24 protein-coding genes, 1 pseudogene and 2 riboswitches are annotated in these 25,842 nt (G+C 44.1%); of the genes and pseudogenes, 12 read left to right on the forward strand and 13 right to left on the reverse strand.

The genetic code is table 11. The annotated features are described in order from the left end of the window. Positions 1 to 94 precede the first annotated feature (94 nt). From K941_RS0103280 to adk, 4 genes are all read left to right on the forward strand, one after another. Positions 95 to 676 carry a DsbE family thiol:disulfide interchange protein gene (locus tag K941_RS0103280; protein ID WP_029102486.1) on the forward strand — a complete coding sequence of 194 codons (582 nt, stop codon included), beginning with the start codon at positions 95 to 97 and terminating at the stop codon, positions 674 to 676. Further along, on the forward strand, positions 673 to 1,242 hold the full coding sequence (locus K941_RS14585) for a cytochrome c-type biogenesis protein (protein ID WP_084137659.1): 570 nt from the start codon (positions 673 to 675) through the stop codon (positions 1,240 to 1,242). The genes K941_RS0103280 and K941_RS14585 overlap by 4 nt, the downstream gene beginning before the upstream one ends. Then, on the forward strand, positions 1,239 to 2,501 hold the full coding sequence (gene ccmI, locus K941_RS0103290; protein WP_029102487.1) for a c-type cytochrome biogenesis protein CcmI: 1,263 nt from the start codon (positions 1,239 to 1,241) through the stop codon (positions 2,499 to 2,501). Before K941_RS14585 ends, ccmI begins: the two co-directional genes overlap by 4 nt. A gap of 110 nt (positions 2,502 to 2,611) precedes the next feature. Further along, entirely contained in the window at positions 2,612 to 3,265 is a 654-nt protein-coding gene (gene adk, locus K941_RS0103295; protein WP_029102488.1) for an adenylate kinase, read from the forward strand. Positions 3,266 to 3,873: 608 nt separating this feature from the next. On the opposite strand, the pseudogene K941_RS14590 reads toward adk, so the two are convergent. The 7 genes and pseudogenes from K941_RS14590 to K941_RS0103330 form a co-directional block, all read right to left on the reverse strand. Continuing rightward, a pseudogene (locus K941_RS14590) lies at positions 3,874 to 4,587 on the reverse strand (sulfate/molybdate ABC transporter ATP-binding protein); the annotation flags it as partial. A 112-nt stretch (positions 4,588 to 4,699) separates the two neighbouring features. Next, entirely contained in the window at positions 4,700 to 5,551 is an 852-nt protein-coding gene (cysW, locus tag K941_RS0103305; protein WP_029102489.1) for a sulfate ABC transporter permease subunit CysW, read from the reverse strand. Positions 5,552 to 5,924: 373 nt separating this feature from the next. Continuing rightward, on the reverse strand, positions 5,925 to 6,821 hold the full coding sequence (gene cysT / locus K941_RS0103310) for a sulfate ABC transporter permease subunit CysT (protein WP_051225835.1): 897 nt from the start codon (positions 6,819 to 6,821) through the stop codon (positions 5,925 to 5,927). 153 nt (positions 6,822 to 6,974) lie between these two features. Beyond that, positions 6,975 to 7,913, reverse strand: a complete 939-nt coding sequence (locus K941_RS14595) for a tetratricopeptide repeat protein (RefSeq protein WP_051225836.1) — start codon at positions 7,911 to 7,913, stop codon at positions 6,975 to 6,977. A gap of 158 nt (positions 7,914 to 8,071) precedes the next feature. Further along, on the reverse strand, positions 8,072 to 9,127 hold the full coding sequence (locus tag K941_RS0103320; RefSeq protein ID WP_036387363.1) for a sulfate ABC transporter substrate-binding protein: 1,056 nt from the start codon (positions 9,125 to 9,127) through the stop codon (positions 8,072 to 8,074). A 206-nt stretch (positions 9,128 to 9,333) separates the two neighbouring features. Continuing rightward, entirely contained in the window at positions 9,334 to 10,584 is a 1,251-nt protein-coding gene (gene sat, locus K941_RS14600) for a sulfate adenylyltransferase (RefSeq protein WP_084137660.1), read from the reverse strand. A 112-nt stretch (positions 10,585 to 10,696) separates the two neighbouring features. Next, entirely contained in the window at positions 10,697 to 11,197 is a 501-nt protein-coding gene (locus K941_RS0103330) for a pilin (RefSeq protein WP_029102492.1), read from the reverse strand. 143 nt (positions 11,198 to 11,340) lie between these two features. On the opposite strand from K941_RS0103330, the gene K941_RS0103335 reads away from it, so the two are divergent. Next, positions 11,341 to 11,991, forward strand: coding sequence for a hypothetical protein (locus K941_RS0103335; protein WP_147287555.1), 651 nt, complete (start codon positions 11,341 to 11,343; stop codon positions 11,989 to 11,991). A gap of 80 nt (positions 11,992 to 12,071) precedes the next feature. Here K941_RS0103335 and gcvP read toward each other — a convergent pair whose 3' ends face one another. The 3 genes from gcvP to gcvT all read right to left on the reverse strand — a co-directional run bounded on the left by gcvP (position 12,072) and on the right by gcvT (position 16,799). Then, entirely contained in the window at positions 12,072 to 14,930 is a 2,859-nt protein-coding gene (gcvP, locus tag K941_RS0103340; protein ID WP_029102494.1) for an aminomethyl-transferring glycine dehydrogenase, read from the reverse strand. Between the two features lie 202 nt (positions 14,931 to 15,132). Next, positions 15,133 to 15,513, reverse strand: coding sequence for a glycine cleavage system protein GcvH (gene gcvH, locus K941_RS0103350; RefSeq protein ID WP_029102495.1), 381 nt, complete (start codon positions 15,511 to 15,513; stop codon positions 15,133 to 15,135). Between the two features lie 188 nt (positions 15,514 to 15,701). Next, positions 15,702 to 16,799 (reverse strand): glycine cleavage system aminomethyltransferase GcvT, encoded by a 1,098-nt coding sequence (gene gcvT / locus K941_RS0103360; RefSeq protein WP_029102496.1) that lies wholly within the window; start codon positions 16,797 to 16,799, stop codon positions 15,702 to 15,704. Positions 16,800 to 16,918: 119 nt separating this feature from the next. Further along, positions 16,919 to 17,026, reverse strand: a riboswitch (glycine riboswitch). Between the two features lie 23 nt (positions 17,027 to 17,049). Then, positions 17,050 to 17,189, reverse strand: a riboswitch (glycine riboswitch). 253 nt (positions 17,190 to 17,442) lie between these two features. On the opposite strand from gcvT, the gene K941_RS0103365 reads away from it, so the two are divergent. The 5 genes from K941_RS0103365 to rplI all read left to right on the forward strand — a co-directional run bounded on the left by K941_RS0103365 (position 17,443) and on the right by rplI (position 19,631). Next, on the forward strand, positions 17,443 to 17,763 hold the full coding sequence (locus K941_RS0103365) for a YcgL domain-containing protein (RefSeq protein WP_029102497.1): 321 nt from the start codon (positions 17,443 to 17,445) through the stop codon (positions 17,761 to 17,763). A 91-nt stretch (positions 17,764 to 17,854) separates the two neighbouring features. Then, positions 17,855 to 18,361, forward strand: coding sequence for a hypothetical protein (locus K941_RS0103370; protein ID WP_029102498.1), 507 nt, complete (start codon positions 17,855 to 17,857; stop codon positions 18,359 to 18,361). Positions 18,362 to 18,493: 132 nt separating this feature from the next. Beyond that, positions 18,494 to 18,895, forward strand: a complete 402-nt coding sequence (gene rpsF / locus K941_RS0103375) for a 30S ribosomal protein S6 (RefSeq protein ID WP_029102499.1) — start codon at positions 18,494 to 18,496, stop codon at positions 18,893 to 18,895. A gap of 15 nt (positions 18,896 to 18,910) precedes the next feature. Then, on the forward strand, positions 18,911 to 19,138 hold the full coding sequence (rpsR, locus tag K941_RS0103380; protein WP_003657491.1) for a 30S ribosomal protein S18: 228 nt from the start codon (positions 18,911 to 18,913) through the stop codon (positions 19,136 to 19,138). 13 nt (positions 19,139 to 19,151) lie between these two features. Next, positions 19,152 to 19,631, forward strand: a complete 480-nt coding sequence (gene rplI / locus K941_RS0103385; protein WP_029102500.1) for a 50S ribosomal protein L9 — start codon at positions 19,152 to 19,154, stop codon at positions 19,629 to 19,631. A 66-nt stretch (positions 19,632 to 19,697) separates the two neighbouring features. Here the strand turns inward: rplI and dinB are convergent, their stop codons facing one another. The 3 genes from dinB to metG form a co-directional block, all read right to left on the reverse strand. Beyond that, positions 19,698 to 20,765 carry a DNA polymerase IV gene (gene dinB, locus K941_RS0103390; RefSeq protein WP_029102501.1) on the reverse strand — a complete coding sequence of 356 codons (1,068 nt, stop codon included), beginning with the start codon at positions 20,763 to 20,765 and terminating at the stop codon, positions 19,698 to 19,700. 31 nt (positions 20,766 to 20,796) lie between these two features. Continuing rightward, positions 20,797 to 21,828: an NYN domain-containing protein gene (locus K941_RS16335; protein WP_051225837.1), complete on the reverse strand. Its 1,032-nt coding sequence runs from the start codon at positions 21,826 to 21,828 to the stop codon at positions 20,797 to 20,799. 271 nt (positions 21,829 to 22,099) lie between these two features. Continuing rightward, a complete protein-coding gene (gene metG / locus K941_RS0103400; protein ID WP_029102502.1) occupies positions 22,100 to 24,169 on the reverse strand; it encodes a methionine--tRNA ligase in 2,070 nt (689 codons plus the stop codon). 116 nt (positions 24,170 to 24,285) lie between these two features. Between metG and K941_RS0103405 the strand changes: the two genes are divergently transcribed. Both K941_RS0103405 and K941_RS0103410 read left to right on the forward strand, forming a co-directional pair. Next, positions 24,286 to 25,128, forward strand: a complete 843-nt coding sequence (locus K941_RS0103405; protein WP_115341058.1) for a hypothetical protein — start codon at positions 24,286 to 24,288, stop codon at positions 25,126 to 25,128. A gap of 73 nt (positions 25,129 to 25,201) precedes the next feature. Next, positions 25,202 to 25,759: a hypothetical protein gene (locus K941_RS0103410; RefSeq protein WP_029102504.1), complete on the forward strand. Its 558-nt coding sequence runs from the start codon at positions 25,202 to 25,204 to the stop codon at positions 25,757 to 25,759. The last annotated feature ends 83 nt before the right edge of the window (positions 25,760 to 25,842 follow it).

Below are 25,842 nucleotides of genomic sequence, written 5' to 3' on the forward strand. Positions count from 1 at the left end.
GCAAGGTTATCAAAGATGATGAAAACGTTAGCAAAGATAACGACAAAGACAGCCAAACCACAAAAGTCAATGACAATGCAGGGGAGATGACACCATGAACCGCACTCAAAAACGCATGATGATTTTTTTGATTCCCTTTATCATCTTTGCCTTACTCATGGTGATGTTTTTTAACCGTTTGGGTAAGCCAACAGACATCGTGGTTACTACAAGCATGAATAAGCCCTTGCCAGCGTTTAGCTTGTCCTTATTATCCGACCCCAATCGAATAATGACCAATGACAATTTGCCAAAAACGCCATTTTTAATGAACGTGTGGGGGTCATGGTGTCCGACGTGTAAGGTGGAACACCCCTTTTTAATGGAGCTACACGCTCAAGGCGTGCCAATGGTGGGCATGAACTACAAAGATGAGCTTGCCGATGCGTTGGGTTATTTGAACCAATACAAAGACCCGTTTTTGTACTCGGTGCAGGATTTGGACGGTAAATATGGGCTAAGTTTGGGACTGACAGGAGCCCCTGAGACGTTCGTGGTGGACGGCAATGGCGTGGTCTATAAGCACATCACAGGCGAGATACACGAAGGCAACTGGACAGCAAGTATCAAGCCATGTATGGATGCCCTAGCCAATCCCCAAGCGAACCAAATCCAAAGAACACAGGCGTGCCAATGATGAAATTTTATTTAAAACACACCTTATCCATACTGGCAGTGGTCGGGACTTTGATGATAAGTACGGCAAGTTTTGGGGCGATTGAGATTTATGAATTTAAAAGCGCCGAAGACGAAGCCCGTTATAAGGCACTCATCGAAGAGCTTCGTTGCCCTAAATGCCAAAACCAAAACTTAGCAGGGTCGGACGCTCCGATTGCGGTGGATTTAAAAAACCAAACCTATCAGATGATACAGGATGGCAGGAGCGATACCGAGATTCGCCAGTTTATGTTTGATAGCTATGGTGATTTTATCAGTTATAAACCGCCTGTACGCCCGTCCACGTGGATTTTGTGGTTTTTTCCGCCCATTTTGTTGGTGGTGTTTATTTTAGGCTGGGTTTATAAAGCCAAAAAAGGGCGGACGGTGGCGGTTGATGAAGTTGCTACCTTATCCAAAGCCGAAGAAGAGCGAGTTGCTCAGATTTTAGCCAAGCACCAAAGTTCCAAATCAGAGCAAGCCCAACATTTTAATGCTCAAAATTCCCAAAATTCCCACACCCAAACCGATAAGGATACGCCATGACCCCCACGCTGTTCTTGTTTTTTAGTTTAGCCGTACTGCTGTGCGTGGTATTGGCATTGGTGGTGATTTATCCGTGGCTTAAAGGACAAAAGGCGGTGGACAATCAGCTCATGGCGGTCAATGTGGCGGTGTTTGGCGAGCGGATTGCCGAACTACAAGCGGATAAAGATGCAGGGCGGATTGATGATGCGACTTTTCAGGCAGGCGAGATTGAACTCAAACGCCAACTGTTAGATGCCCAGACCCATGCCGAGACCTATGCCCCTGTGGGTATCAAAAGCCGTGCCATTGTCATGGTGTGGATACCTGTGCTGGCAGGGCTTGCTTATCTGACAACCGCTGACCGCACGTCTGTGTTTAAGCTGTGGCAAGCCCAAGACAGCGTGGGACAAGTGGCGGACGATTTGCTAACGGGCAAGATAGACACGCCCCCCGAGTGGGCGACCGCTGATAGCACCGCACTCATCAGTGCCATGCAGACCAACGTTCATCATCACGCCCATGACCCCAACCGCTGGATGCGACTGTCCGAGCTGTTCATGGCACTAGAAGCCACGCCCCAAGCCTTAGAAGCCTTAGCTCGTGCCTATCGTCTTGACCAGAGCAATGATGAGATTGCCATTACTTATGCTCAGTCCAGCTTTTTTGCTAATAATGGCGTGCTAGATGCGACCGCTCGTGATGTCCTGCATGGCATACTCTCAAATACCCCAGACCATGAAGGGGCGATGATGATGATGGCGATGGGCGAGACACGTGCCAATAACTTTACGATGGCAAAGGCATGGGTTGCCAAACTGCGTGAGAGTATCACCAGTAAGGGCGGTGCGGACAGGCAGTCGGCATTGGCAAGCCTAGATGAGCTGATGGCGACCATTCACGCCCAAGAAGCCAAAGCGATGGCAGGGGTCAATGTCCATGTGAGTGTGGCAAGTAGTCTGCTCCCCCAAATCGATGAGAATGCCGTGCTGTTCGTCTCTATCTCGGACGTGGCAGGCGGTGCTCCTTATGCGGTCAAACGCTTATCGGTGCGTGAGTTGGTGCAGGGAGTAACGGTGTCGCTTAGTGATTTGGATGCGATGATGCCCGAGCGTACCTTGACGGCAGGGCGTGAAGCAGGGGTTAGCCTTGCAGTCAATGCTCGTATCAGCCACAGTGGTGGGGCGGTCAGCGAATCGGGCGACTTGATGGCGAACCCTGTGATATTGCAAAAAGGGCAAAATACGGTCAATTTGGAAATCTCACAAATCGTGCCGTAAGTTTGGCAAATGCCATTATTTTTATAATAAATAGTGGTCAAATACCACTTGAACAATAGGGCAATGTGGTTTATAGTGTTATTTTATCTCAGATTCATTGGAGCGTACTCATGCGTATTATTTTATTAGGTCCCCCAGGGGCGGGCAAAGGCACACAAGCTCAGTTCATCTCAAAGGAGTTTAACATTCCCCAAATCTCCACAGGCGACATGCTTCGCTCTGCCATTAAAAACGGCACGGAACTTGGCAAGCTTGCCAAAAGCGTGATGGATGAAGGTCAGTTGGTCTCTGATGAGCTTATCATTAATCTGGTCAAAGACCGCCTAGCCGAACCTGATTGTGCTAATGGCTGTATTTTTGACGGTTTTCCACGCACCATTCCCCAAGCCGAAGCACTGGCAAATGCAGGCGTGGACATTGATTATGTCATTGAGATTAGCGTGCCTGATGATGAGATTGTCAGCCGTATGTCAGGTCGCAGAGCTCATTTGCCGTCAGGTCGCACTTATCACATCATTCACAATCCGCCAAAAGTGGACGGTAAAGATGACGTAACGGGCGAAGAGCTGGTACAGCGTGATGATGACAAAGAAGAAGTCGTCAGAGACCGCCTGTCAGTCTATCACACCCAAACTGCCACGCTTGTGGGGCATTATCAAGCGGTGGCTCAGTCGGGCGAGAATGCTCCGTCTTATCACCAGTTTGACGGCACCCAAGCCATTGATACGGTCAAAGAGCAGATTTTTGCGGTGTTAAAAGGTTAATTTCATTAACTAGTAGGGCGTGCCTGCCATTGATAACATTTTATAAAATAAGGTGAAAATTTAACGCTTTTATCGATTTTTGCATGAAAAACGGCTATCCGACCACTTAACTGTGTAAATTTTAAGATTTTTTACTTAATTTTTAAAATTAAGTGGTCGGATTGTGGCTCGAAGGCGAAAACTTGCTTGATAGAATAACTATCAGCTTCAAGTTTTTTCCTTGAAAAACGGGCGATTCCCCTGCTTTTTTAACAGGCATTTTTCATTGCAAATACCAAAGTCAGGCACGCCCTAAAAGCACGTCCAATGGGGCGTGTTTTTTTATGCTTAATTTATTTAACATAATCCTAAAATATTTACAAGGTAGTTTTTATATTACACCCAACCAACTTGATATTTACCACGGGTTTGTAGGGGTGTGCTGAGCACACCCTTTGATGATATGACTATACAAGGCGTGCTCAGCACACCCCTACGCCCACACATCATTGTATTTGTAGTAATTTTAAAGTTTCTTGGGTGTATCATTTAACGTCAAAATACACCAAATGGCGGTAGGGTGCGTAATACGCACCATTTAATCAGCTAAATAGAATGATATTTTAAAGCCCCAAAAAATCCACCACAAATTCGCTATTAGGACGGGCAAATAGCTCATCAGGCTTGCCCAGTTGCTCCACCACGCCATGATTCATGATGACAATGGTGTCCGACACAGCAACCGCTTCTTCTTGGTCGTGCGTTACCATGATGGACGTGATGCCAATGTCCTTTTGGATTTGGCGTAGGGACGTGCGTAGCTCTTTACGCACTTTGGCGTCCAACGCCCCAAACGGCTCATCAAGGAGTAATAATTTGGGGTTTGTGGCAATCGCCCGAGCCAATGCCACACGCTGACGCTGACCACCCGACAGCTCATGCGGATAGCGGTCTTTGGTGTGGGGAAGCTGAATTAAATCAAGAAGCTGTGCCACTCGCTTATCAATCTCGCCCCCTGTGGGACGTTGGTGTTTGGGCAGTAGCTCTAAGCCAAAAGCGATGTTTTGGGCGACTGTTTTGTGGCGAAATAGGGCGTAGTTTTGAAAAACAAAGCCTATCCCACGCTGTTGTACGGGCGTGTCGGTTACGTCCGTGCCGTCAAAATAAATCCGCCCTGTGTCGGACGTCTCTAATCCTGCAATAATCCGCAGTAAGGTAGTTTTACCACAGCCTGATGGTCCAAGTAGCGTGGCAAGTTCGCCAGAATTGACCGAAAAACTTACGTCATTTAAGGCGGTAAATTCGCCAAAGCGTTTATGAATGTTTTTAATATCAATGCTCATGGTGGTATCCGTGTTGATGATGAATTGATTTTACAAGTTAAAAATATTTGATAAGTGGTAATTGGTTTACCTAAATTTTAATTAAAAATCCAATTTAACCAAATTAAAAAACTCAACTTCGCCCAACCTTTTTACGACTCATCACATTTTGCACCGCAAGGGTAACAAGAGCAAGCAAGGCAAGCAGGCTTGACAGGGCAAAAGCGGTGATAAAGGCATATTCGTTATAGGCAATCTCAATGAGCAGTGGCATGGTGTTCGTCTCGCCTCGAATATGCCCCGACACCACCGACACCGCCCCAAACTCGCCCATTGCCCGAGCGTTGGTTAGGATAATGCCGTAGAGCAACGCCCATTTGATATTAGGTAGGGTAACGTGCCAAAACATCTGCCAGCCGTTCGCCCCAAGCGTGAGACTTGCTTCTTCTTCGCTATCGCCAATGGACTGCATGAGCGGAATAATCTCTCGGGCAATAAAGGGAAAGGTTACAAACAGTGTGGCAACCACAATGCCTGTGGTGGCAAAGATGATTTTTATGCCTAGGCTTTCAAAAAACGAGCCGATGAGTGTATTTGCCCCAAATAGCAAGACAAACATCAAACCTGCCACGACAGGCGACACCGCAAAGGGCAAGTCTAGCAAGGTGGTGATGATAAATTTGCCCCGAAATTTGTGCCGAGTAATCAGGTATGCTAACGCTACGCCAATCACGGTATTGATAGGCAGGACAATGGCGGTGGTGATTAAGGTGAGCTTAATGGCGTGCAATGCGTCAGGGTCGGTAAGGGCGGACAGATAGGCACTCACGCCGTCTTTTAGGGCTTCATAAAACACGGCAATAAGTGGCACAACGAGCATGACCGCCATAAACGACACCGCCAAAGCGATGAGCGTGTATTTGACCCATGCAGGGTCTTTGGTGGTGGGGTGGTGTTGGTAGTCGTAGGTGGATTGGGTTGCCATGTTTTTTCCGTGTTGGGTTTGGGTTTAAATGGGTTTTAAAAATTGGGTAAATGCAAAATGATAATTTACTTTTTGCAATTTTCAATTATGATTAAATAAATACATATTTTAAATTGGACGTGTAGGGGCAATTTATTCGCCCTTGTGGAATAATTGCAATTTTTATCATTTTTAAATCTATTTTATAATCAATTAACTTCAAGATACACCAATGACAGCAAGGTGCGTATTACGCACCTTACCATGCGACAAATGAATTTTTTTAAAATTTAGTATTGGTGCAAATTGGGGTTAATCGACCATATATATCAAATTTATCATTAAAAATTTGCCCTTATTTTAAAAATAAATTTATTTTTCATTTGGCTTTTGTTTAATTCGTTTTTGCCCCAAGTCGTGCCGAGAGTTTCCATTGAGCAAAGTTAATGGCAAACAAAACAACCAGCGACACAAGGAGCATAAACAACGCCACGCAAGACGCTCCCGCCACGTCAAATTGCTCCAATTTTGAGACGATGATAAGCGGTAGGATTTCTGACTGCATGGGAATGTTGCCTGCGATAAAAATCACCGACCCATACTCGCCTGTGGCACGGGCAAACATCATGCCTGAACCGATGAGCATGGCAGGGGCAATCTCGGGCAGGATGACCTTGACAAAAGTCGTCAAACGGCTCGCCCCCATGACGGCAGACGCTTCTTCAAACTCTACCGACAGCTCGGCAAGCACAGGTTGCACCGCTCGCACGATAAAAGGAAACGACACCACCACCAAAGCCAGCCAAATACCAATGGGCGTAAAGGCAATGCGAATCGGCTCGCCTGTGGTAGCCATACCAAGTTTGGCGAACACTTGTCCGAACAACCCTGTAGGGGCGTAGAGCGTGGCAAGTGAAATGCCTGTAACCGCAGTCGGTAGGGCAAAGGGCAAATCCACAAGGGCGTTGATGAACGACTTGCCCCAAAAGTCATACCGCACCAGCACCCAAGCGATGAGCGTGCCAAAGACTAGGTTGGTCAAGGTCGCCAAAATCGCCATGGATAGGGATAATTTAATGGCATAAAAAACCTGTGGCTCTTTTATGGTGCTGACAATCTCGCCAAACCCCATGCCAAGCGTGGTCAAAATCATCATGACAAACGGCAAAACAACCAGTAGCGACAACGCAAACACGCTCACGCCCAGACTTAGCCCAAAAAACGGCATGATGCGTCTTTGCTTGTTGCGGACGGGGGTGACTTGTGTGGTTGGTGTGGTGTGGATTGTCATGGTATCTTGTGTGTAAAAATGGTAGGCTTATTTTAAAAGATTGGCAAAATTATGATACTGACAAAAAGGAATATGAATTTTCGGTTTTGGGATTTATACAAAATTGACATAAATAAGCCCGTACATTGACGGGCTTATTTATCTTTGTATGGGTTAGCGGTATTGGCAAGCGATTTCCAAGCCATTTTCACAGGCTTTGTTAAACCATTGCTTGGCGGTGTTTGGGTTTTGTTTTACACCATCTCCGTTGTGATATATCACTCCAAGATTATATTGGGCTTCGGCATTGTCTTGATTGGCAGATTTGGTGTACCATTCAAGAGCTTGGACATAATCCTGTTTTACGCCTTCTCCACTATGATACATTGCCCCAAGATTATTTTGAGCAAAAGTATCTCCTTGACTAGCGGATTTGGTAAACCATTCAAGGGCTTTGGTATAATCTTGTTTTATTCCATGACCATTATAATACATTCCCCCAAGATTGTACTCGGCTTGGGCATATCCTCGATTGGCGGATTTGGTGTACCACTCAAATGCTTTTTGATAATCTTGTTTTATACCGTGTCCGTTGTAATACATCACCCCAAGATTGTACTCGGCTTGGGCATATCCTTGATTGGCGGATTTGACAAACCATTCAAGGGCTTGGACATAATCCTGCTTTACACCTTGCCCTCCTTCATACATTACGCCAAGATTGTATTGGGCTTCAACCAATCCTTGATTGGCGGATTTGGTGTACCACTCAAATGCTTTTTGATAATCTTGTTTTATACCGTGTCCGTTGTAATACATCACCCCAAGATTATATTGAGCTGGGGCTAATCCCTGATTGGCGGATTTGGTAAGTAGTCCAATGGCTTTGGTATAATCTTTTATGTTTACATAAGCATATCCCAAATAAAACTGCAATTCGGCATTATTAGGATTTTGTGTTAGCTCATTTTGACAAATGTTAATGGCGGATTGGGGATTGGTAAGATAAAGCTCTTGGCAACTTTGGTTTTGTGCTTGGCTTTGCACTTGGATTTGGTTTACACAGCCTGTTAGTGTAGCAATTAGAGCAAAAATAATAAATTTGGTTTTCATGGGTTTGTCTTAGGGTTTTCTTAAAAGTTTGGGTTATGTTAGCCCAAATTGGTGTGATAGGCAATATTAAATCACTTAAAACACGCTTAATATTTTGCCATTTTAAACCCAAAAAAGCCCGCATAAAACGGACTTAACATCATTAATATGCTTTTGGCTTATTGCGATAATTGCCCTGTCGCCCCCACCGCCAATGTGTCGTATACGCCACCTTCTTTAAAATAAGTCGTCATGATAGACTGCCAATCGCCAAATACATCATTGGGGAAAAAGGTCTGCATTTGGGGGAATTTATCGGCGTGCTTGGCAAGAATGTCGGGATTGCTTGGACGTAAGAAATACTTGACCGCAAGCTCCTGCCCTTCATCGCTGTATAGGTGTTCTAGGTAGGCTTTTGCCACGTCTGTTGTGCCTTTTTTGGCACTAACTGCGTCCACCACTGCCACAGGGTTTTCGGCATTGATGGTATAGCTTGGGTAAATGATTTGGATATTGCCAAATTTTTCTTTGATGACGTTGGCTTCATTTTCAAAGGTAATTAGTACGTCTCCTATCTGACGTTGGGCAAATGTCGTGGTTGCCGCTCGTCCGCCATTTTCAAAGACTTTAACGTTACCAAGTAAGCCCTTGACAAACTCATGTGTTTTGGCTTCGTCCTTATTAAAGGCGTGTAGCCCATAGCCGTACGCTCCCAAAAATGCATAGCGACCGTTGCCCGATGTTTTTGGATTGGCGATGATAATCTCCTTGTCGTCTGTCGCCAAATCCGCCCAGTCTTTTACACCCTTAGGGTTGCCGTCTCGCACGATAAAGACAATCGTACTGGTAAAAGGAATGGCGTTGTTAGGCAGGTTCTGTCGCCATTTACCGTCCACAAGCTGACTCTCGGCAAGTAGTTCCACGTCCGAGCCTTGATTCATCGTAACCACGTCCGCTTCTAGTCCATTTTTGACCGATAGGGCTTGTTTGCTTGACCCGCCATGCGACTGTTTGATATTGACCTTGATGTCAGGGTTTACGCCTTGATAATGCTTGATAAAAATGGGATTATAATCCTTATAAAAATCCCGTGCCACGTCATAGGACACGTTTAACAGCTCCACTTGACCGCTTGCGTTGCTTGTCGTGGCTTGATTGGCGGTTTGGTTGTTGCCACAGGCGGTTAGGGCAAGGGCGGATAAGGTAAGGCTTAGGGGTAAAAGGGCGGTTTTCATGAGATAGTCCAATTTTAGTCCAATTTAAAAAAGATGAGTTATTGTAAAATACAATACTTAAAATGATTAACATAAAAATGGGAAATCGTTATTCAGTTTGGGAATTTATGGCTGGGAAAATGGGGTTAAATTTTGGAAAATTGCCAATTTTAATTTGAATAAAAAAAGGGGCAAATACATTGCCCCCTGCAGTTTAAAAATAAAAATCACACCCCCTGATAATACCGTTTTAACACCGCCAATACCTCAGGTCGGCTAAATGTTTCGGGGATGTCATCGCCATTTGATAAGGCAACTCTTAACGCTGTGCCTGAGATTTTGACGTGCTGAGACGAGTCGTGCGGACAGGTTTTGGTGCTTGCCATACCGCCACAGCGATGACAATAAAACGTCCAGTCAATTTTTAAGGGCTTGGTAATAAGTGCGTCCTTGTCAATGGTGTCAAAAATCTTTTGAGCGTCAAACGCTCCATAATAATCGCCCACGCCTGCATGGTCTCGCCCTATGATGAGATGACTGCACCCATAATTTTGGCGGAATAGGGCATGAAGCAGGGCTTCTTTGGGGCCTGCATATCGCATATCTAGGGGGTAGCCTGCCTGAATGACGGTGTCTTTTTTAAAATAGTTGTCAATCAGCACGCCAATGGCTTCTTGGCGGACATCGGCAGGAATGTCCCCTGCTTTTAGCTTGCCCAAGAGCGAATGCACGAGTACACCGTCGCAGATTTCTATGGCGATTTTGGCAAGGTATTCATGCGAGCGGTGCATGGGGTTACGAGTTTGAAAGGCAGAGACAGTTTTCCAGCCTTTTTGCTTAAACATTGCCCGAGTCTGGGCAGGGGTTTTGTAAATTTCGGGATAGTCGGTGGGAAATTCGCCTTGACTAAACACTTGTACTTTTCCGCCCAAATACACATCGCCACTGCCCAGCACCTGTGCCACGCCCACATGGTTGGGGTCGGTCGTGCCAAAGGTGGCTTGGCATTCGGCAGGTTTGTTGGGGGTGTAAATGTCGCTAATAATCAGCACGCCCATGAGTGCGTCTGTGTCGTCCACGAGAGCCACGCTGTCGCCTAGGCTTAGGGTGTTTGCGGTGGCGGTGTCAGTGGATAGGGTAATGGGAATGGGGAAAAACACGCCCTGATAAGTGCCGTCCACACCGCCTTGGGCGAGCGTCATGCTCGCTATCACGCCTTCATAATCGGCTTGCCCCATAAAGCCGTCAAGGGGTGTAAATCCGCCAATACCCAGCATGATAAGGTCGCCACGCTCACGGCTAGATAGCGTGATTTTGGGTAAATTTTCGGCAGTTTGTAGGGCATTGGCAAGCTCATCGCCTGTCAATACAAGGGGTTTAAGGGTGGGACTGCCGTGCGGTGGCACAAGGTCGCTATAGATGTCATCTGTGCTAAACGCTTGCTCGTTTTGGGCGGATAGGGTGGATAGGTCGGTCATGGCTCATTCCTGTTGGCTACGTTGATAAAAGTAGCCATATCTTATAGAATTTTGCCAAAATTTAACTATGCCAAATGATGATAAAGATAGGCGGATTTTTCATGTGGCAAGTTTAGGGCGTGCCTGTATAAGAACATGTTGGCAAATGTCGCTCAATGTCTTTAATATCAGGTGTGGTGCATTGCCAGTCAATGTAGCTGTTTTGATGAATGGCGGGCGTATAAATCAGCGTGCCTTTACTGGTGGCATTGTCAATTTTAATGGTAAAGACTGAGTGATTATCCAATGTAATCGACTTGATTTTACTGCTGGGTGTCCAGTTGGATGGCAAATTAAGCTCGGCAAGCGATGTGGGTAGTTGCCCCCTGTCTATTAGATGAACTTGCATTTCCATTTTTAAATGGCTGATGGCGGACTGGGCAAGCTGTATGCTTTCGTGGTCAAAGGCGATTTGTTTGAGTTTTGCCATTTTTTCATCATTTTTAATACTCAGCTCTTGTTTGATGTGGTTAATGGCTCGTTTTTCGGCTTGACCGCTAAACATATAAAATAATAAACCAATTAAAATCGTTAAAAGCACAATGATAATGGCAAGTAGGGTGTTGGTTTTCATCAGTTTTCCCAATTGACACTATGCCGTATTATAGATAAAATTAGCCCCTATCGCCAAATATCATCGCAACAATTTTTTTATGAATACCACAGATAACCCCATTCGTCATACCGCCCCCCATTCCGCCTGATATGACAGGGCGAGTGGCGGACATTGGGCGTGATGTTACCAAAATCATTGGCGATGATGTTGGGATAAGTGAGCTATTAGGTGATGATAAAATTACTAATCTTGCCCTACCAATCGGCAAACAGCATTCAAAAATATTTGTTATCATTAGCACGATTTTTGTTGTTGTGTTTATCATCATAACGATATTGTATTTATTTTTATTATTGATGTTTGATAATAAAAATATTTGGTGGTTAATGATTTTTATTGCCTTGATATCTTTTACCATATTAATTTTTAATCAACATAAAAATGGCTTAAAAGATGTTTTGATTGATGGCAATAAAATCACCGTCATCAAAAGAAGTCCGTTTAACTTTAAAAATAACCGCACACAAGTTATTCATTTTAAAGACATTTATCACAGCTACATTGAATGCATTACAATACTACAATTTGATGCAATAAATTACTGTCATTATTTGGTAATGATTGAACATATAACTTATAGTGATGATGGGCTCTTTTATAAGAAAAAACGATTTGCTGTTCGAGATTTTCGTACTAATTATGACAAAGCCAGTGAATATTTAATTCTATTAAAAAGTTTATTAGAACATTATCATAAGAATAATGGCGGTAAAGCTCATTTGCCAACGATAGAGTTTATACCGCAACGCTGATTTTTATTAATTTTAACCAACAAAAAACACCACCCAATTTTCATTGAGTGGCATTTTTTACTTCAAACTATAAGCAAAACTTACTCATAATTCTGGGTACTCGGACAGCTACAAATCAAATTCTTATCGCCATAGACATCGTCCACACGCCCCACAGTCGGCCAGAATTTATGTGCCTTGACATAAGGCAATGGGAATGCTCCCACTTCACGGCTATACGGTCTGTCCCACTCGCCCACGATGACGGCTTGGGTGTGTGGTGCGTTCACCAATGGGTTATTGTCCGCCGTCCAGCCGTCCTCGCCTCTTTGTACTGTTAAGGCTTCTTGCTTGATTTGTTTGAGTGCCGAGACAAAGCGGTCTAGCTCGTCTTTGCTCTCGGATTCGGTTGGTTCAATCATCAGCGTACCCGCCACAGGGAATGACATGGTCGGAGCGTGGAAACCATAGTCCATCAAGCGTTTGGCGATGTCGGTCTCGGTAATGCCTGTTTCCGCCTTTAAGGGGCGAATGTCAATGATACACTCGTGAGCCACCCGTCCGTTTTTGCCTGTATAGAGTACAGGGTAGTCGTCTTTTAGCATTGTGGCGACATAGTTGGCGTTCAATAACGCGCGTTTGGTTGCCGAGAGCAAGCCATCTCGTCCCATCATTGTGATGTACATCCACGAAATTGGCAAAATGCTTGCCGAGCCATACGGAGACGCAGAAACGGCAGTTTGACCGTTCCCATTCTCATCTTTTTGGGTGTTAAACACAGGGTTTACGCTGTGACTTGGGATAAACGGAGCAAGGTGCGATTTTAGACCAATCGGACCCATACCCGGCCCACCACCACCGTGTGGAATGCAGAATGTTTTGTGCAGGTTCATATGCAGAACATCGGCACCGACTTCGGCAGGTTGCATAATGGCGACTTGGGCGTTCATGTTCGCCCCGTCCATATACACTTGTCCACCGTGCTTGTGGATTAGGTCGCAAATGTCTTTGATGCCCTCTTCAAACACCCCGTGCGTGGACGGATAAGTAATCATCAATGCCCCCAAATTGGCAGAATGCTCTTCACATTTGGCGGTCAAATCAGCAAAGTCCACATTGCCGTTGTCATCTGTGGCAACCACCACGACTTGCATTCCCATCATTTGGGCGGTGGCAGGGTTGGTGCCGTGAGCCGAGCGGGGGATTAGGCAGACCGTGCGGTTGTTATCGCCACGGCTTTCGTGATAACGGCGAATTGCCAAAAGTCCTGCGTACTCACCGCTTGCCCCTGAGTTTGGTTGCATTGAAATTTCATCAAAGCCTGTAATCGCCTTTAACTGCGTTTGCAAACTTTCAATCATCTCAATATAGCCCACCGTGTCTTCACTTGGGGCAAAGGGATGTACACCCGCAAACTCTTCCCAAGTAATCGGCAACATTTCGCTCGTGGCGTTTAATTTCATTGTACAAGAACCGAGTGAAATCATTGAACGGTTCATCGCCAAATCTTTGTCTTCCAAAGATTTTAGATAACGGAGCATTTGATGTTCGGTGTGGTAGCTGTTAAAGGTGGGATGGGTCAAAATGTCGTCCGTACGGTTTAGCTCGCCCAGTACATTTTCCACTTTGTCAAGGTTGCCACTGACGCCAAAAATTTCACACAGCTCATTAAATTCTTTTTCGTCGGTCAATTCGTGGAACGATACGCCCACCAAGTCGCCTTTGTGGAACAGATTATACCCTTTTGATTTTGCAAGTTTGACAAGCTCGCTTGCCTTGTCGGTTTTGACGGTTATGGTGTCAAAGAACACATCGGAAGCCGTAGTAAATTCCCCTTTTACAGCATTATAAAACGCCACCGCCAAAGCGTGAATACGGCTGGCAATGCGTTTTAGCCCTGTCGCCCCGTGATAGACGGCATACATACCTGCAAGGTTGGCAAGCAGGACTTGGCTTGTGCAAATGTTGGAGTTGGCTTTTTCACGGCGAATGTGCTGTTCACGGGTTTGGAGTGCCATTCTTAGAGCTGTGCCACCTTGTGCGTCCTTACTTACACCAATGATGCGTCCGGGGGCACTTCGTTTGTCCTTGTCTTTAAAGGCAAAATAAGCCGCGTGCGGGCCGCCAAAGCCCATTGGAATGCCAAAACGCTGAGTGCTACCTAGGGCAATGTCCGCTCCCATTTGGGCAGGGGATTTGAGTAGCACAAGGCTCATAATGTCGCTGGCGACAATGGCGTAGGTGTTTTTGGCTTTGACCGCACTGATCACATCGGTCAAGTCCACGACATCACCGTCCTTGCCGACATATTGGAAAAACGCCCCAAAAAACTCGCCATTTTTGGCAACGTCAAAATCGCCCACCACCACATCAAAACCAAAATATTTGGCACGAGTATTGATGACATCTAGGGTCTGCGGATAGGTACGCTCGTCCACAAAAAAGGCATTGGATTTTGACTTACTACATCTCCCCGCCATTGCCATTGCTTCGGCGGCGGCGGTCGCTTCGTCCAGCAAACTTGCCCCTGCCAAATCCATACCTGTCAAATCAATGCACATTTGTTGGAAATTTAACAAGGCTTCCAAACGCCCTTGGGCAATCTCGGCTTGATAAGGGGTGTAGGCGGTGTACCAGCCGGGGTTTTCTAGGACATTTCTTTGGATAACGGCAGGTAGGCGAGCAGGCGAGTAGCCTTGACCGATATAGCTTTTGGCAACCGTGATTTTGTCCGCCATACCACGCAGTTTGGCAAGGGCGTTATGCTCGCTCATTGCAAGGGGCAAATCAAGGGCTTTATTTAAACGCACCGACTGTGGCACGACAGAATCCACAAACTCATCTAGGGTTTTTGCCCCCACCACAGAAAGTAGGGCTTGTTCTTCATCGGTGCTATTGCCCAGATGACGATGCACAAAGGCGTTTTCATAAAATAGGTCGGAAAAGGTGTTAAATGACATAAGTTATCCTTTTAGGGTTGGGTTAAATTTAATTGAAAATACTATTTTTAAAATACCATTTTAAATTAAATTTTTAATCAAGTTTTGTGGTAAGGCGTGTATCACGCACCAATTTAAAAATCATTCCAAAACGGTGCGTAATACGCACCTTGCCATAAAACCAATAGCGTAAGCCCAAATTGAACTTACGCCATTTTTTTAATTACAGACTTTCTTCGTATTCGTCCGCACTCATTAGGCTATCATAATCGGCAGGATTGGTAGGTTTGATTTTAAAGAACCATGCTTTACCATAAGGGTCTTCATTGGCAAGCTCTGGTGCATCTACAAGCTCTTCGTTAATCTCCACGATTTCGCCTGCGATTGGGGCATAGACATCACTCGCTGCTTTGACAGACTCTACAACGGCAATCTCTTCATCGGCAGAGACGGTGCGACCGACTTCTGGCAATTCCACAAATACCACATCGCCAAGCAAATCTTGGGCGTGGTCGGTAATGCCAACGGTGATGATACTGTCATCTTCTAGTTTTAGCCATTCGTGGCTGGCAACGTATTTTAAATCGCTTGGGATATTACTCATGGGTCTCTCCTAGTGAGTGGGTTAAAATTACTTTTCGCATTGTTTGGTGGTTTCATTATAAGAACCGCCATAGTCCAAACAGTGGTCTTTGGCACCACAGCCACTTAGGGCAAATACACATACGATGACAAATGATAAATAACGCATTTTTTTCTCTCAGGTAATTAAGGTGTATCTACACCCTTTTGTTACTCAAACTGCTTTTTACCATTTCTTACAAATGGCAATTTAAGCACTCGTACTTCCACTTCTTTGCCACGCATAATCACTTTGGCGCGCTCGCCTGTAAAGTCAGCAGGCACACGGGCAATGGCGATGGATTGATTTAGACTTGGGGAGAATACACCACTTGTGGTCATGCCGTTGCCACTTTCGGTAATAACTTCCATTCCTGCACGCATTACGCCTTTTTCTTCTAGTAAAAGACCGACTTGTTTGGCTTTAACGCCTGCAGTTTTTAATGCCACAAGTGCTGATTTGCCGACAAAATCACGGTTTTCGTCTTTTAAATCCACCGTCCAGCCCATGCCTGCTTCAAGTGGGCTGACATCGTCCGTCATATCGTTGCCGTATAGGTTCATGCCTGCTTCCATTCTTAGGGTGTCTCTTGCCCCAAGTCCGCAAGGTTGTACACCTGCTTTTGCCAAATCATTGAAAAATTCTACCGCAAAATCCTTTGGCATTACCACTTCCACACCGTCTTCGCCTGTGTAGCCTGTGCGAGCGACAAACCAATCACCGCCCAAGTCCACACCGACAAACGGTTTTAGGGCGTTTACTTTTTCCGCCCAGTCAGGCTTGACGGTGAGTAGTTTTTGGGTAGCTTTTGGACCTTGTACGGCAAGCATCGCAAGTTCATAACGGGGGGTAAGGGTTACGCCAAACTCCGCCCCGACTTTAGCAAAGTGAGCCGAGTCTTTTTCACGGGTTGCTCCGTTTGAGACGATACGATAAGCGGTTTCGTCTTCATTCATACGATAGACGATAAGGTCATCAATCACACCGCCATTGTCGTTTAGCATACCAGAATACAAGGCTTTGCCAACAAAACCGAGCTTTGCGACATCGTTGGCGAGCAGTTTTTGTAAAAAGGCTTTGGCGTTGTCGCCCGCCACATCGGTAACGAGCATATGTGAGACATCAAACATACCTGCGTCCGTGCGGACAGCGTGGTGTTCTTCAATTTGTGAGCCGTAATTGACAGGCAATTCCCAACCACCAAAATCCACAAGTTTGCCACCTGTGGCGGTGTGGGCATCAAATAGGGGGGTGCGTTGTAGAGACATCTGGATTTCCTTTTTAAAAGTGCTTATAAAACAATAAATTAAAATCGTTTTGTTAAAATTTGGCGATAGTAGGGGCGTGTTGAACATGCCCATTGTAAACCAAGATTTAACAATTTTTAAGCACCCTATCTGTCCTGTTACCTGAGATTTTCAATGGCTAAGATATTAACATTTAACCATTTTCTTCCCTTCGGTAGGCATGACCTGCCTTCTCCAGATTTTGTGATAACTCTACAACCTTTTGAATTATCTAAATTTTTCAGTCCTTTTACCTGAGCGATTGTAGGGGTAATTTACGCCTTCGGTGTTTTTTCGCTTGATATTTTAAATATCATCGATTGGTTTTAATAAAAACCAATCTTGCAAAAAAATCTCTCCTGAAAATTTACGTCCCTTATTATGAAAAAAAATGCTACAATTTACAAGCAAAATTTGCAAATTTTATAAAATAATTTGTAAAATTGAGTTTTTCCAATAGACTTCTTGCGAAACCCCAAATTAAAGAAAACCATTCGTGGTGAGCTAAGTCGAACCATAACGGTTTTCCGCCACCTGCAGGCATGGCTCAGGGCTAACGGAAAACCTAGTATCGCAAGAAGTCTAATTGAGTTTTTCAATTAACTAGTAATGTTAAGGCACAAAAATGCACTGTGATGTTTATAAATTCCCAAAAAGCCCCGACTGGTATGTCTATATCGCCCGCCCAAATTATCCTGACGACACCGATGAGATTCGTGATTGGCTTGGGGTGTTGCCGTCCGACATACGAGCCAAATTGGGACTTGGTCAATTTGTCATGCACTTAGATTTGGCAGAACGCACCAAACTTGCCCAAGCGGACATTGAGACAGTCAAAGCCCGCCTTGCCGAGCAGGGCTATTATGTGCAAGCTCCGCCAAGCGATGTGCTAGCACAGCAAGCCTTAGCCCGTGCCAAAGCCTTGCAAGATAAAAAATATGACTGATGACGATAATGACGGCATTTGAGTGAAAATTTGTGAAGTTTGGCAAAAAAATATGCTAAAATAGGGCGATTGTTTTTGTGATTGATAAATTATGGATTGGCTAAAAAATCTTGTCAAAAGTCTGCCACTGGATACCATTAGTGAGTACATTGCTGAGCTTGTGATTTGGTGGTCAAATCTGGTCAAGGACGTGCCAGATAATGATTTGCCATTTTTGGCGTATGTCGGTGCGTCTATTTTAGTGCTACTTTTGCTTATCTTTGTGGTGCGTGTCATGCCACGACCCATTGGTGGTATGTTGTGGGCATTGGCGGTGGCGGTACTTTTGACCCCTGGTGATACACTGACAGGTACAGGGCAAATTGCTCCTGCGGTGGCGGGCGTGGCTCACAGTGTCTTGATGGGCGACATGTCGGGGGCGGTCAGTGCCTTTTTGCCGATTTTGATGGTGTTTATTGTTCTGCTCTTTGTCGGGGCGATTTGGCAGGTTTTGCGTGGTGTGATTGAAGTGAACATTGCCAAAGCCAAAGAAAAAGCACGCATTCAAGAACAAAAGCGACTGCTTGAAGAAGCTGAGAAAAACGCCCAAAAGTCTTAAATTCCCCTTTTATTTATAAAAAAGTTCGTGTATAATAGCGGACTTTGTTAAAAGATTGGTTTATATCAATCAATTTTCAATCTCCTTGCTGTTATCTGTGATAATGGCTGTTTTAATCCGTAGGGAGTCCTTATGAGACATTATGAAGTGGTGCTACTGGTACACCCAGACCAAAGCAACCAAGTTGCCGACATGGTAACCAAATACCGTTCTATCGTCGAAGAAAATGGCGGTAACAACCACCGTCTAGAAGACTGGGGTCGTCGTCAATTGGCATACCCAATCAACAAAATCCACAAAGCTCATTATGTTCTTTTAAACATCGAATGTAACGATGAGACTTTGGCTCAACTAGAAGAATTGTTCCGTTACAATGACGCTATTTTGCGTAGCCTAGTTATTCGCCGTGATGAAGCGATTACCGAGCAATCGCCTTTGGCAAAAGAAGCCGAAGACAAGCGTACTCGCAAAGCCAACCGCCGTAATGATGTCCGCACTCAGGAGACTGAGAGCGAAGACAATGCAAGCGAATAATTAAGGAGATAACTCATGGCACGTTTCTATCGTCGTCGTAAATTCTGCCGTTTCACTGCAGAAGGCATTACCCACATCGATTATAAAGATGTAGAACTTCTAAAACAATACATCAGCGAAAATGGTAAAATCACCCCAAGCCGTATCACTGGTACTTCTACCAAGTACCAACGTCAGCTTGCTGTTGCCATCAAACAAGCTCGTTATTTGGCTCTATTGCCATATACCGACAACCACAAGTAATTAGGAGACCATCATGCAAGTTATTCTATTACAGCGTGTCGTTAATCTTGGTAAACTTGGCGAGACTGTTGATGTAAAAGCAGGTTACGGTCGTAACTTCCTAATCCCACAAGGTAAAGCACTGCCTGCCAACGAAGCAAACATTGCTAAGTTTGAAGCACGCCGTGCCGAGCTAGAAGCACAAGAAGCCAAAGAACTACAAGAAGCCCAAAAACGTGCTGATGCTCTATCAGACGTGAATGTCATCATGCGTGCCAAAGCAGGCGATGAAGGCAAGCTATTTGGTTCTATCGGCACTCGTGACATCGCTGACGCACTGACCGCTTCTGGCTTGCCAGTTGACCGTGCAGAAGTGAAGTTGCCAGAAGGTACACTACGTCAAGTAGGCGAATACAAAGTTACCATTCAGCTACACCATGACATCACTGCTGACATTTTGGTTACCATTTTGTCAGAAGATGGCGAAGTAAAAGCTGATGAAGATGATGAATAATTAATCATCATTTATAAGATAGCCCCCGAACTGCCTAGTTTGGGGGTTTTATTTTGACTTGATAAATTACCCGTCAAACAAATCAAGCTGTTCTACCATATCATCAAGATGAGTTAGATTTGAGAACGTAACCCCGACCAAGCGAATGGGAAGCTCTCTGGGGATGTGGTGAAATAAATCAATCAGGTAAGGCTTGACGCTGTCGCTGTGCTTAAAAGGGGACTTGACAGAGACCGAGCGTGTAATTTGGCTAAAATCGCTGTATTTGATTTTTAAGGTAACAGTATGGGCGGTCAATTTTCGCTTACCAAGGTCGGCAAAGGTACTCTCATTTTCTCCGAAAATCTGAGCTAGGATAAAATCATCATCATTAGAATTGTGCAAAAAGGTAATCTCTGTGCCGATGGATTTACGCACACGTTCGGGTTTGACTGCTCGCTCATCTTTGCCGTGGGCGATGTCGTGATAAAACTGCCCTCGCTTATTGCCAAACAGTTGAACCAGCTCATCAAGGGGGAGTTTACGAAGCTCGCCCCCTGTACTGACTCCCATCTCGTGCAGGCGTTTGGTACTTGCTTTGCCGATACCAAAAAACCGCTCAATGGGCAACTCTGACAAAAATTTATCCGCCATGTCAGGCGTGATGACGGCAATGCCATTGGGTTTGTTGATGTCGCTTGCGATTTTGGCAAGCATTTTGTTAAAAGACACCCCTGCCGAGGCTGTCAGCCCCGTTTCATCAAAAATCGCTTGGCGGAGCCAGTTTGCCATGAGTGTGGCTGACCCACCACAATGGGGCTGACCTGTAACGTCCAGATAGGCTTCATCGAGCGACAATGGCTCGACAAGGTCGGTTAGCCGTCCCATGATGTCTCGAATCTGGGTGCTGATGCCACGATAGACATCAAAACGGGGGCGGACAAAAATGGCGTGGGGACAGCGTTTTTTGGCTTCATAACAGCTCATTGCCGAATGTACGCCAAAGGAGCGAATCTCATAACTTGCCGCCGCGACCACACCACGTCCATTAGGGTCACCGCCCACCACAAGGGGCTTGCCACGATAGGCAGGGTTATCCCTTTGCTCAACGCTGGCAAAAAAAGCGTCCATGTCTAGGTGGATGATTTTACGCATGATGAATTAAGTCTAAAAGATTGATGGTAAATCAATCTTTTAAAATACAGCCCACTTTTCTTAAAAAAGATTTGATGTCTTTACAGTGATAATCTTCAATATTGATATTCATAATTTTAAGCTGTTCTTCAATGTAATTTAAATCAGTATAGCCATACTTATCTTTAACGGGAGCTTTGTCAATCATGAGCATTATTTTATGCTTTAAAGATTTTGTGATGTATTTGATTTGGGGTGTCGATTGCTTTATTGGTGCGATGTGGGGAGCTCTAGTTCGGATGCATAGAACTTCATTAACTGTTTTTATTTCAAAAAAATCCAATTGATTTAGCAATGAACGCCATTTTGCATAACCATAATCACTGACTTTTATCGCTGGGTACTTTGTATTTAAGTATTGTACAACTTTTTTAAATTCTGAATATCCGTTTATCTTATTGATACTGTCTTTTATGGCATTAATGAGGAGTGCCTGTTTTTTTAATTGCTCGCTTGTCAATCGATTGATTTTTGGTTTTGATGGCTCTTGTGTTTTGTTATCAGACTTTAAGTCGACTTTTTTCTTAGTGCTTGATTGCGTATTGGTTTGATTGAGTTTATCTTTTTTAGTTGTCTTGGTAGTGATACTGTCATTAGCCTGTTCGCTTGGGATTTCAAAAAATTCATCACAAGCAATAGTAAATTCTTTAATGGTTTTGTTTTCTCCAAAACCAAATACCTGAATATTGTTTTGCCTTAGACGTAATGCCAAACCAATAAAATCACTGTCCGATGAGACGATACAAAAGCCATCATGCCTGCCCGTATGCCATAAATCAATCGCATCAATGGCAAGGGTAAGGTCGCTAGAATTTTTGCCTGTGCTATAACTGGTTTGATGTTTTTTCTCAATGGCGTATTTTAAAATGGCACTTTCCCAAGATGACAGATTTGGCTTGGTAAAATCACCGTAAATTCGTTTGACAGTAATTGTGCCAAGCGTACTGATTTTATCAAAAACCCAATCAATCTTTTGATGACTGACATTATCCGCATCAATAAGAATGGCGATATTTTTTAACATGTTTATTCTGCCTTTGTCATTAGGGCGTATTGAACTTTGGTATTTGCCATGAAAAATGAGAAAAATCGCATGTTTTTCAAGGAAAAAAACGTAGGCTGATAGTCATTCTATCAGACAAGTTTTTGACTTCGAGCCACAAGATTTAGCCATTTTTCATGCAAAAATTAATGAAAGCATTAAATTCTCATCATATTTTGTAAATGATGTTATCAATGTTCGACACGCCCCAAATTGCCACTACAAAAATAGTGGCAATTTTTAAATGCCTTCATTACGCCAAAACCGCCCCCGCCACCATGCTATCAGGCAGTATTACAACGGTCAATTGTCCGTCTTTTTCAGCTGATAAAATCATGCCCTCACTGATACCAAATTTCATCTTACGGGGGGCAAGGTTGGTTACACAAATCACCGTTTTACCTTGTAGTTCTTCGGGCTTGTAAAACTTAGCAATACCGCTAAATACGTTGCGAGTTTGCTTTTCGCCTTGTTCATCAGTATCGCCCACATCAAGGGTAAATTGCAGTAATTTATCCGCCCCTTCAACGTGATTGCATTCTAGCACTTTGGCGACTTTCATTTCAACTTTGGCAAAATCATCAATGCCGATAAAGGTGTTTTGGTCGGTATTTTCCATAGGCTTACTCTCTTCTTTGGATTTTTGGGCTTTTTTGGTGTCGGTGGGTTGTAGGTTTTCTTTTGAGTCATCAACCATGGCTTGCACTTTTTTGGGGTCAATGCGTTGCATAAGTGGCCTAAACTCATTGATAGAATGCGTTAAGACGTTAAAACGTTCATCAAAATTCATGCTCTCCACGTTCAAAAATTCTTTGGACTGTTCGGCAAGTGTCGGTAGCACAGGCGACAGATAGACCATGATTTTGTGAAATAGGTTTAGCCCCACAGAGCAGATGTCTTGGACTTCTTTACTGTTCGGGTTTTCTTTGGCAACCGCCCACGGTTTTTTGTCGTCAATGTACTGATTGGCAAGGTCGGCAAGTGCCATAATCTCACGAATGGCGGTGCTAAATTCACGGCTTTCGTAGTGCTTGATGATACTGTCGCCAGCTTGGATAAATTTGTTTACCAATTCAGGCTCGGCACAGGTAGCGGACAATTTATTATCAAATTGGGTGTTGATAAATTTAGCACAGCGACTGGCGATGTTCACGACTTTACCGACAAGGTCGGAGTTGACTTTGGCGATAAAATCATCAAGATTTAAATCACTGTCTTCTACTTTATCAGACAATTTGGACGCAAAATAATAACGCAAATATTCAGGATTTAGGTGGTTTAGGTATGTTTCGGCTTTGATGAATGTGCCACGAGATTTGCTCATTTTTTCGCCATTGACGGTCAAAAAGCCATTGACAAATAGGCTCGTGGGTGTGCGATAATTCGCCCCTGTGAGCATGGCAGGCCAAAATAAGGCGTGGAAATAAACAATGTCTTTGCCAATAAAATGATACACTTCGGCGGTGCTGTCGGGACTCCAATAATCATCAAATGACACATCAGGGCGGTGGGCGGTCAAGTAGTTTTCAAAACTTGCCATATAGCCAATCGGAGCGTCCACCCACACATAAAAATATTTGTCGTCCGTGTCAGGGATTTTAAAGCCAAAATACGGAGCGTCTCGGCTGATGTCCCAGTCGGCAAGCCCAGCCTCAAACCATTCGTCCAATTTGTTGGCGATAGAAACAGGCAGTCGTCCGTCATCTCGTGTCCATTTTTGCAAAAATTCGGTGAAGTTTGGCAATTTAAAAAAGTAATGGTCGGACGTTTTTTCCACAGGCGTTGCACCGCTTAGGGTGGAGCGTGGATTGATAAGTTCGGTGGCGTTGTAGGTCGTGCCACACACTTCGCATGAGTCGCCATATTGGTCGTCCGCTTTGCATTTTGGGCAGGTGCCTTTGATAAAGCGGTCGGATAGGAACATCTCTTTTTCAGGGTCGAATAGCTGAGTTACGGGCTTGACGGCAATGTTGCCTGCCTTGTGATTGGCAAGGTAAATGGCTTCGCTGTGCTTGCGGTTGGTCTCGCTATGCGTGCTGTCGTAGTAGTCAAAAGACACGCCAAAGCCAGCGAAATCTCGTTCATGCTCTACTTGCACGCCTTTGATTTGCTCTTCGGGCGTGATACCGTTTGCTTCGGCACGGAGCATAATCGCCGTCCCGTGAGCGTCATCGGCACAGACATAAATTACGTCATGCCCCATAGACCGCATGGCACGCACCCAAATATCGGCTTGGATATAGCCCAAAAGGTGCCCCATGTGGATAGAGCCGTTGGCGTAGGGCAGGGCGTTGGTAACAAGAATTTGGCGTTTGGCTGTCATGATGTACCTTTTTAAACGGATGAAAATTAGGATAAATGGGCGTTATTATAGCGTAAAAGCCGTGATAAAACCATGACAAAATGGGGTATAATGGGGCAAATTTCTGGGGCAGTCCTATGCAAAAGATTATTTCATTAAAACAAGAATTACTGGACATTGTTGATAGTATCACGCCAATCATGTTCTTTTGGTTAAATGCGGTGGTGTGGTCGCTACTGCTGATTTGTGGATATTTGCTATTGGGTTTTTGGCAGATATTTATCATAATCATCATGGTGGTGTTGATTTTATCTTCGGTATATCATTACAGAAATCCGCCCATTAGAAATAATCAATTTATCTTTACCACGCCCATTTTTGCTTTGGCGTATGGTTTTGTCATTAATTCAGGCATATTATTCCAAGATGACTTTATCACGGATAAATCACAATTATCCAGCGTTATTGCCACCGTACCTGCCGAATATGAATATGTACGAATAGGTGGTGGTAAATACTCTCGCACGCATCATTATTTTGTCATTGGCGATGTTAAATTACACTGCTCTGATGATAATTATGATGAATGTGAAAAAGCGTATGCCTACAAAGACCAAACAGCAACGGTATTATATGCTGACGGACTGTTATATGATATGGAAGTGGACGGAAAAAAGATATATGAATTTAATGAACAACTTGCCAAATTCCAACATGACAGACAAAAGAAAATCTATGAATTTATCACGTCATTGGTATTATTTGGTATTCCGTCTTTGGTGTTTTTCTTTTTAAATAAACGGGTCATTCGAGATATTGAAATCATCGAAGATGATAAAAAAGAAAAAACTAGACTTCCTGCAAAACTAGGTTTTCCGTTCACCCCGAGCTTGTTGAGTGGTGGCGGAAAACCGTTATGGTTCGACAAGCTCACCACGAACGGTTTTCCTTATTTTTGGGTTTTGCAGGAAGTCTACTAAAAAACCTTTAAATATTAAATTTAAAAATGCCAATAATGCCGACAAATCAGCAGATGAAAAAAGACAACACGATTTGGGTCATAATAGATTTAATAAAAAGAATGCCGATTATAAACAGCGATTACATAACAAATTATCCGCTCAAAGATTAAAACAACAGCAAATCAAGGCACGTATTGGTGGGGGTGGTATTGCTTGGTCGATGTTATGTATTTTATTGGCGGTGGTAACATTTTTATTGGCTTTTGTGATGCTTGTTATGGACTCTTATGTGGGCGTGGTTATCTATCTATTATTGATGGTGGGTTTTGCTTATTTAACAACGTTACCCAGCAGGCACGCCAAAGCAGAGGTGGACGATTATTATGAGATGAGTGAATATGAAGAATTGGCGGATTTGGAAGAATATGATTTAACAGGTATTTATCATTATATTAGTGTGATTGGCTGGTTTTGGCTGTATATATTTTCTCCGATTGCGTTATTTTTATTGGTTTTTGTTTTTGAATATATCAAGAGCGGTGATATTAATGTGGCGATTGTGGTGGGGGTTTTTGTGTTATTAGTGGTGGGTATACTTTGTGCGATTATCAAAAGGGCAAAAAATATGAGAGATTGGGCACTCGAATAAATTAAAATAAATTCATTTAGAATAAAACAAGGGCGGTAATTATATCGCCCTTGTTTTTAAATTGCCTTTATTTGTTAAATGAA

It is taken from the genome of Moraxella caprae DSM 19149, assembly GCF_000426885.1.
GTDB classification, from domain to species: Bacteria; Pseudomonadota; Gammaproteobacteria; order Pseudomonadales; family Moraxellaceae; genus Moraxella; species Moraxella caprae.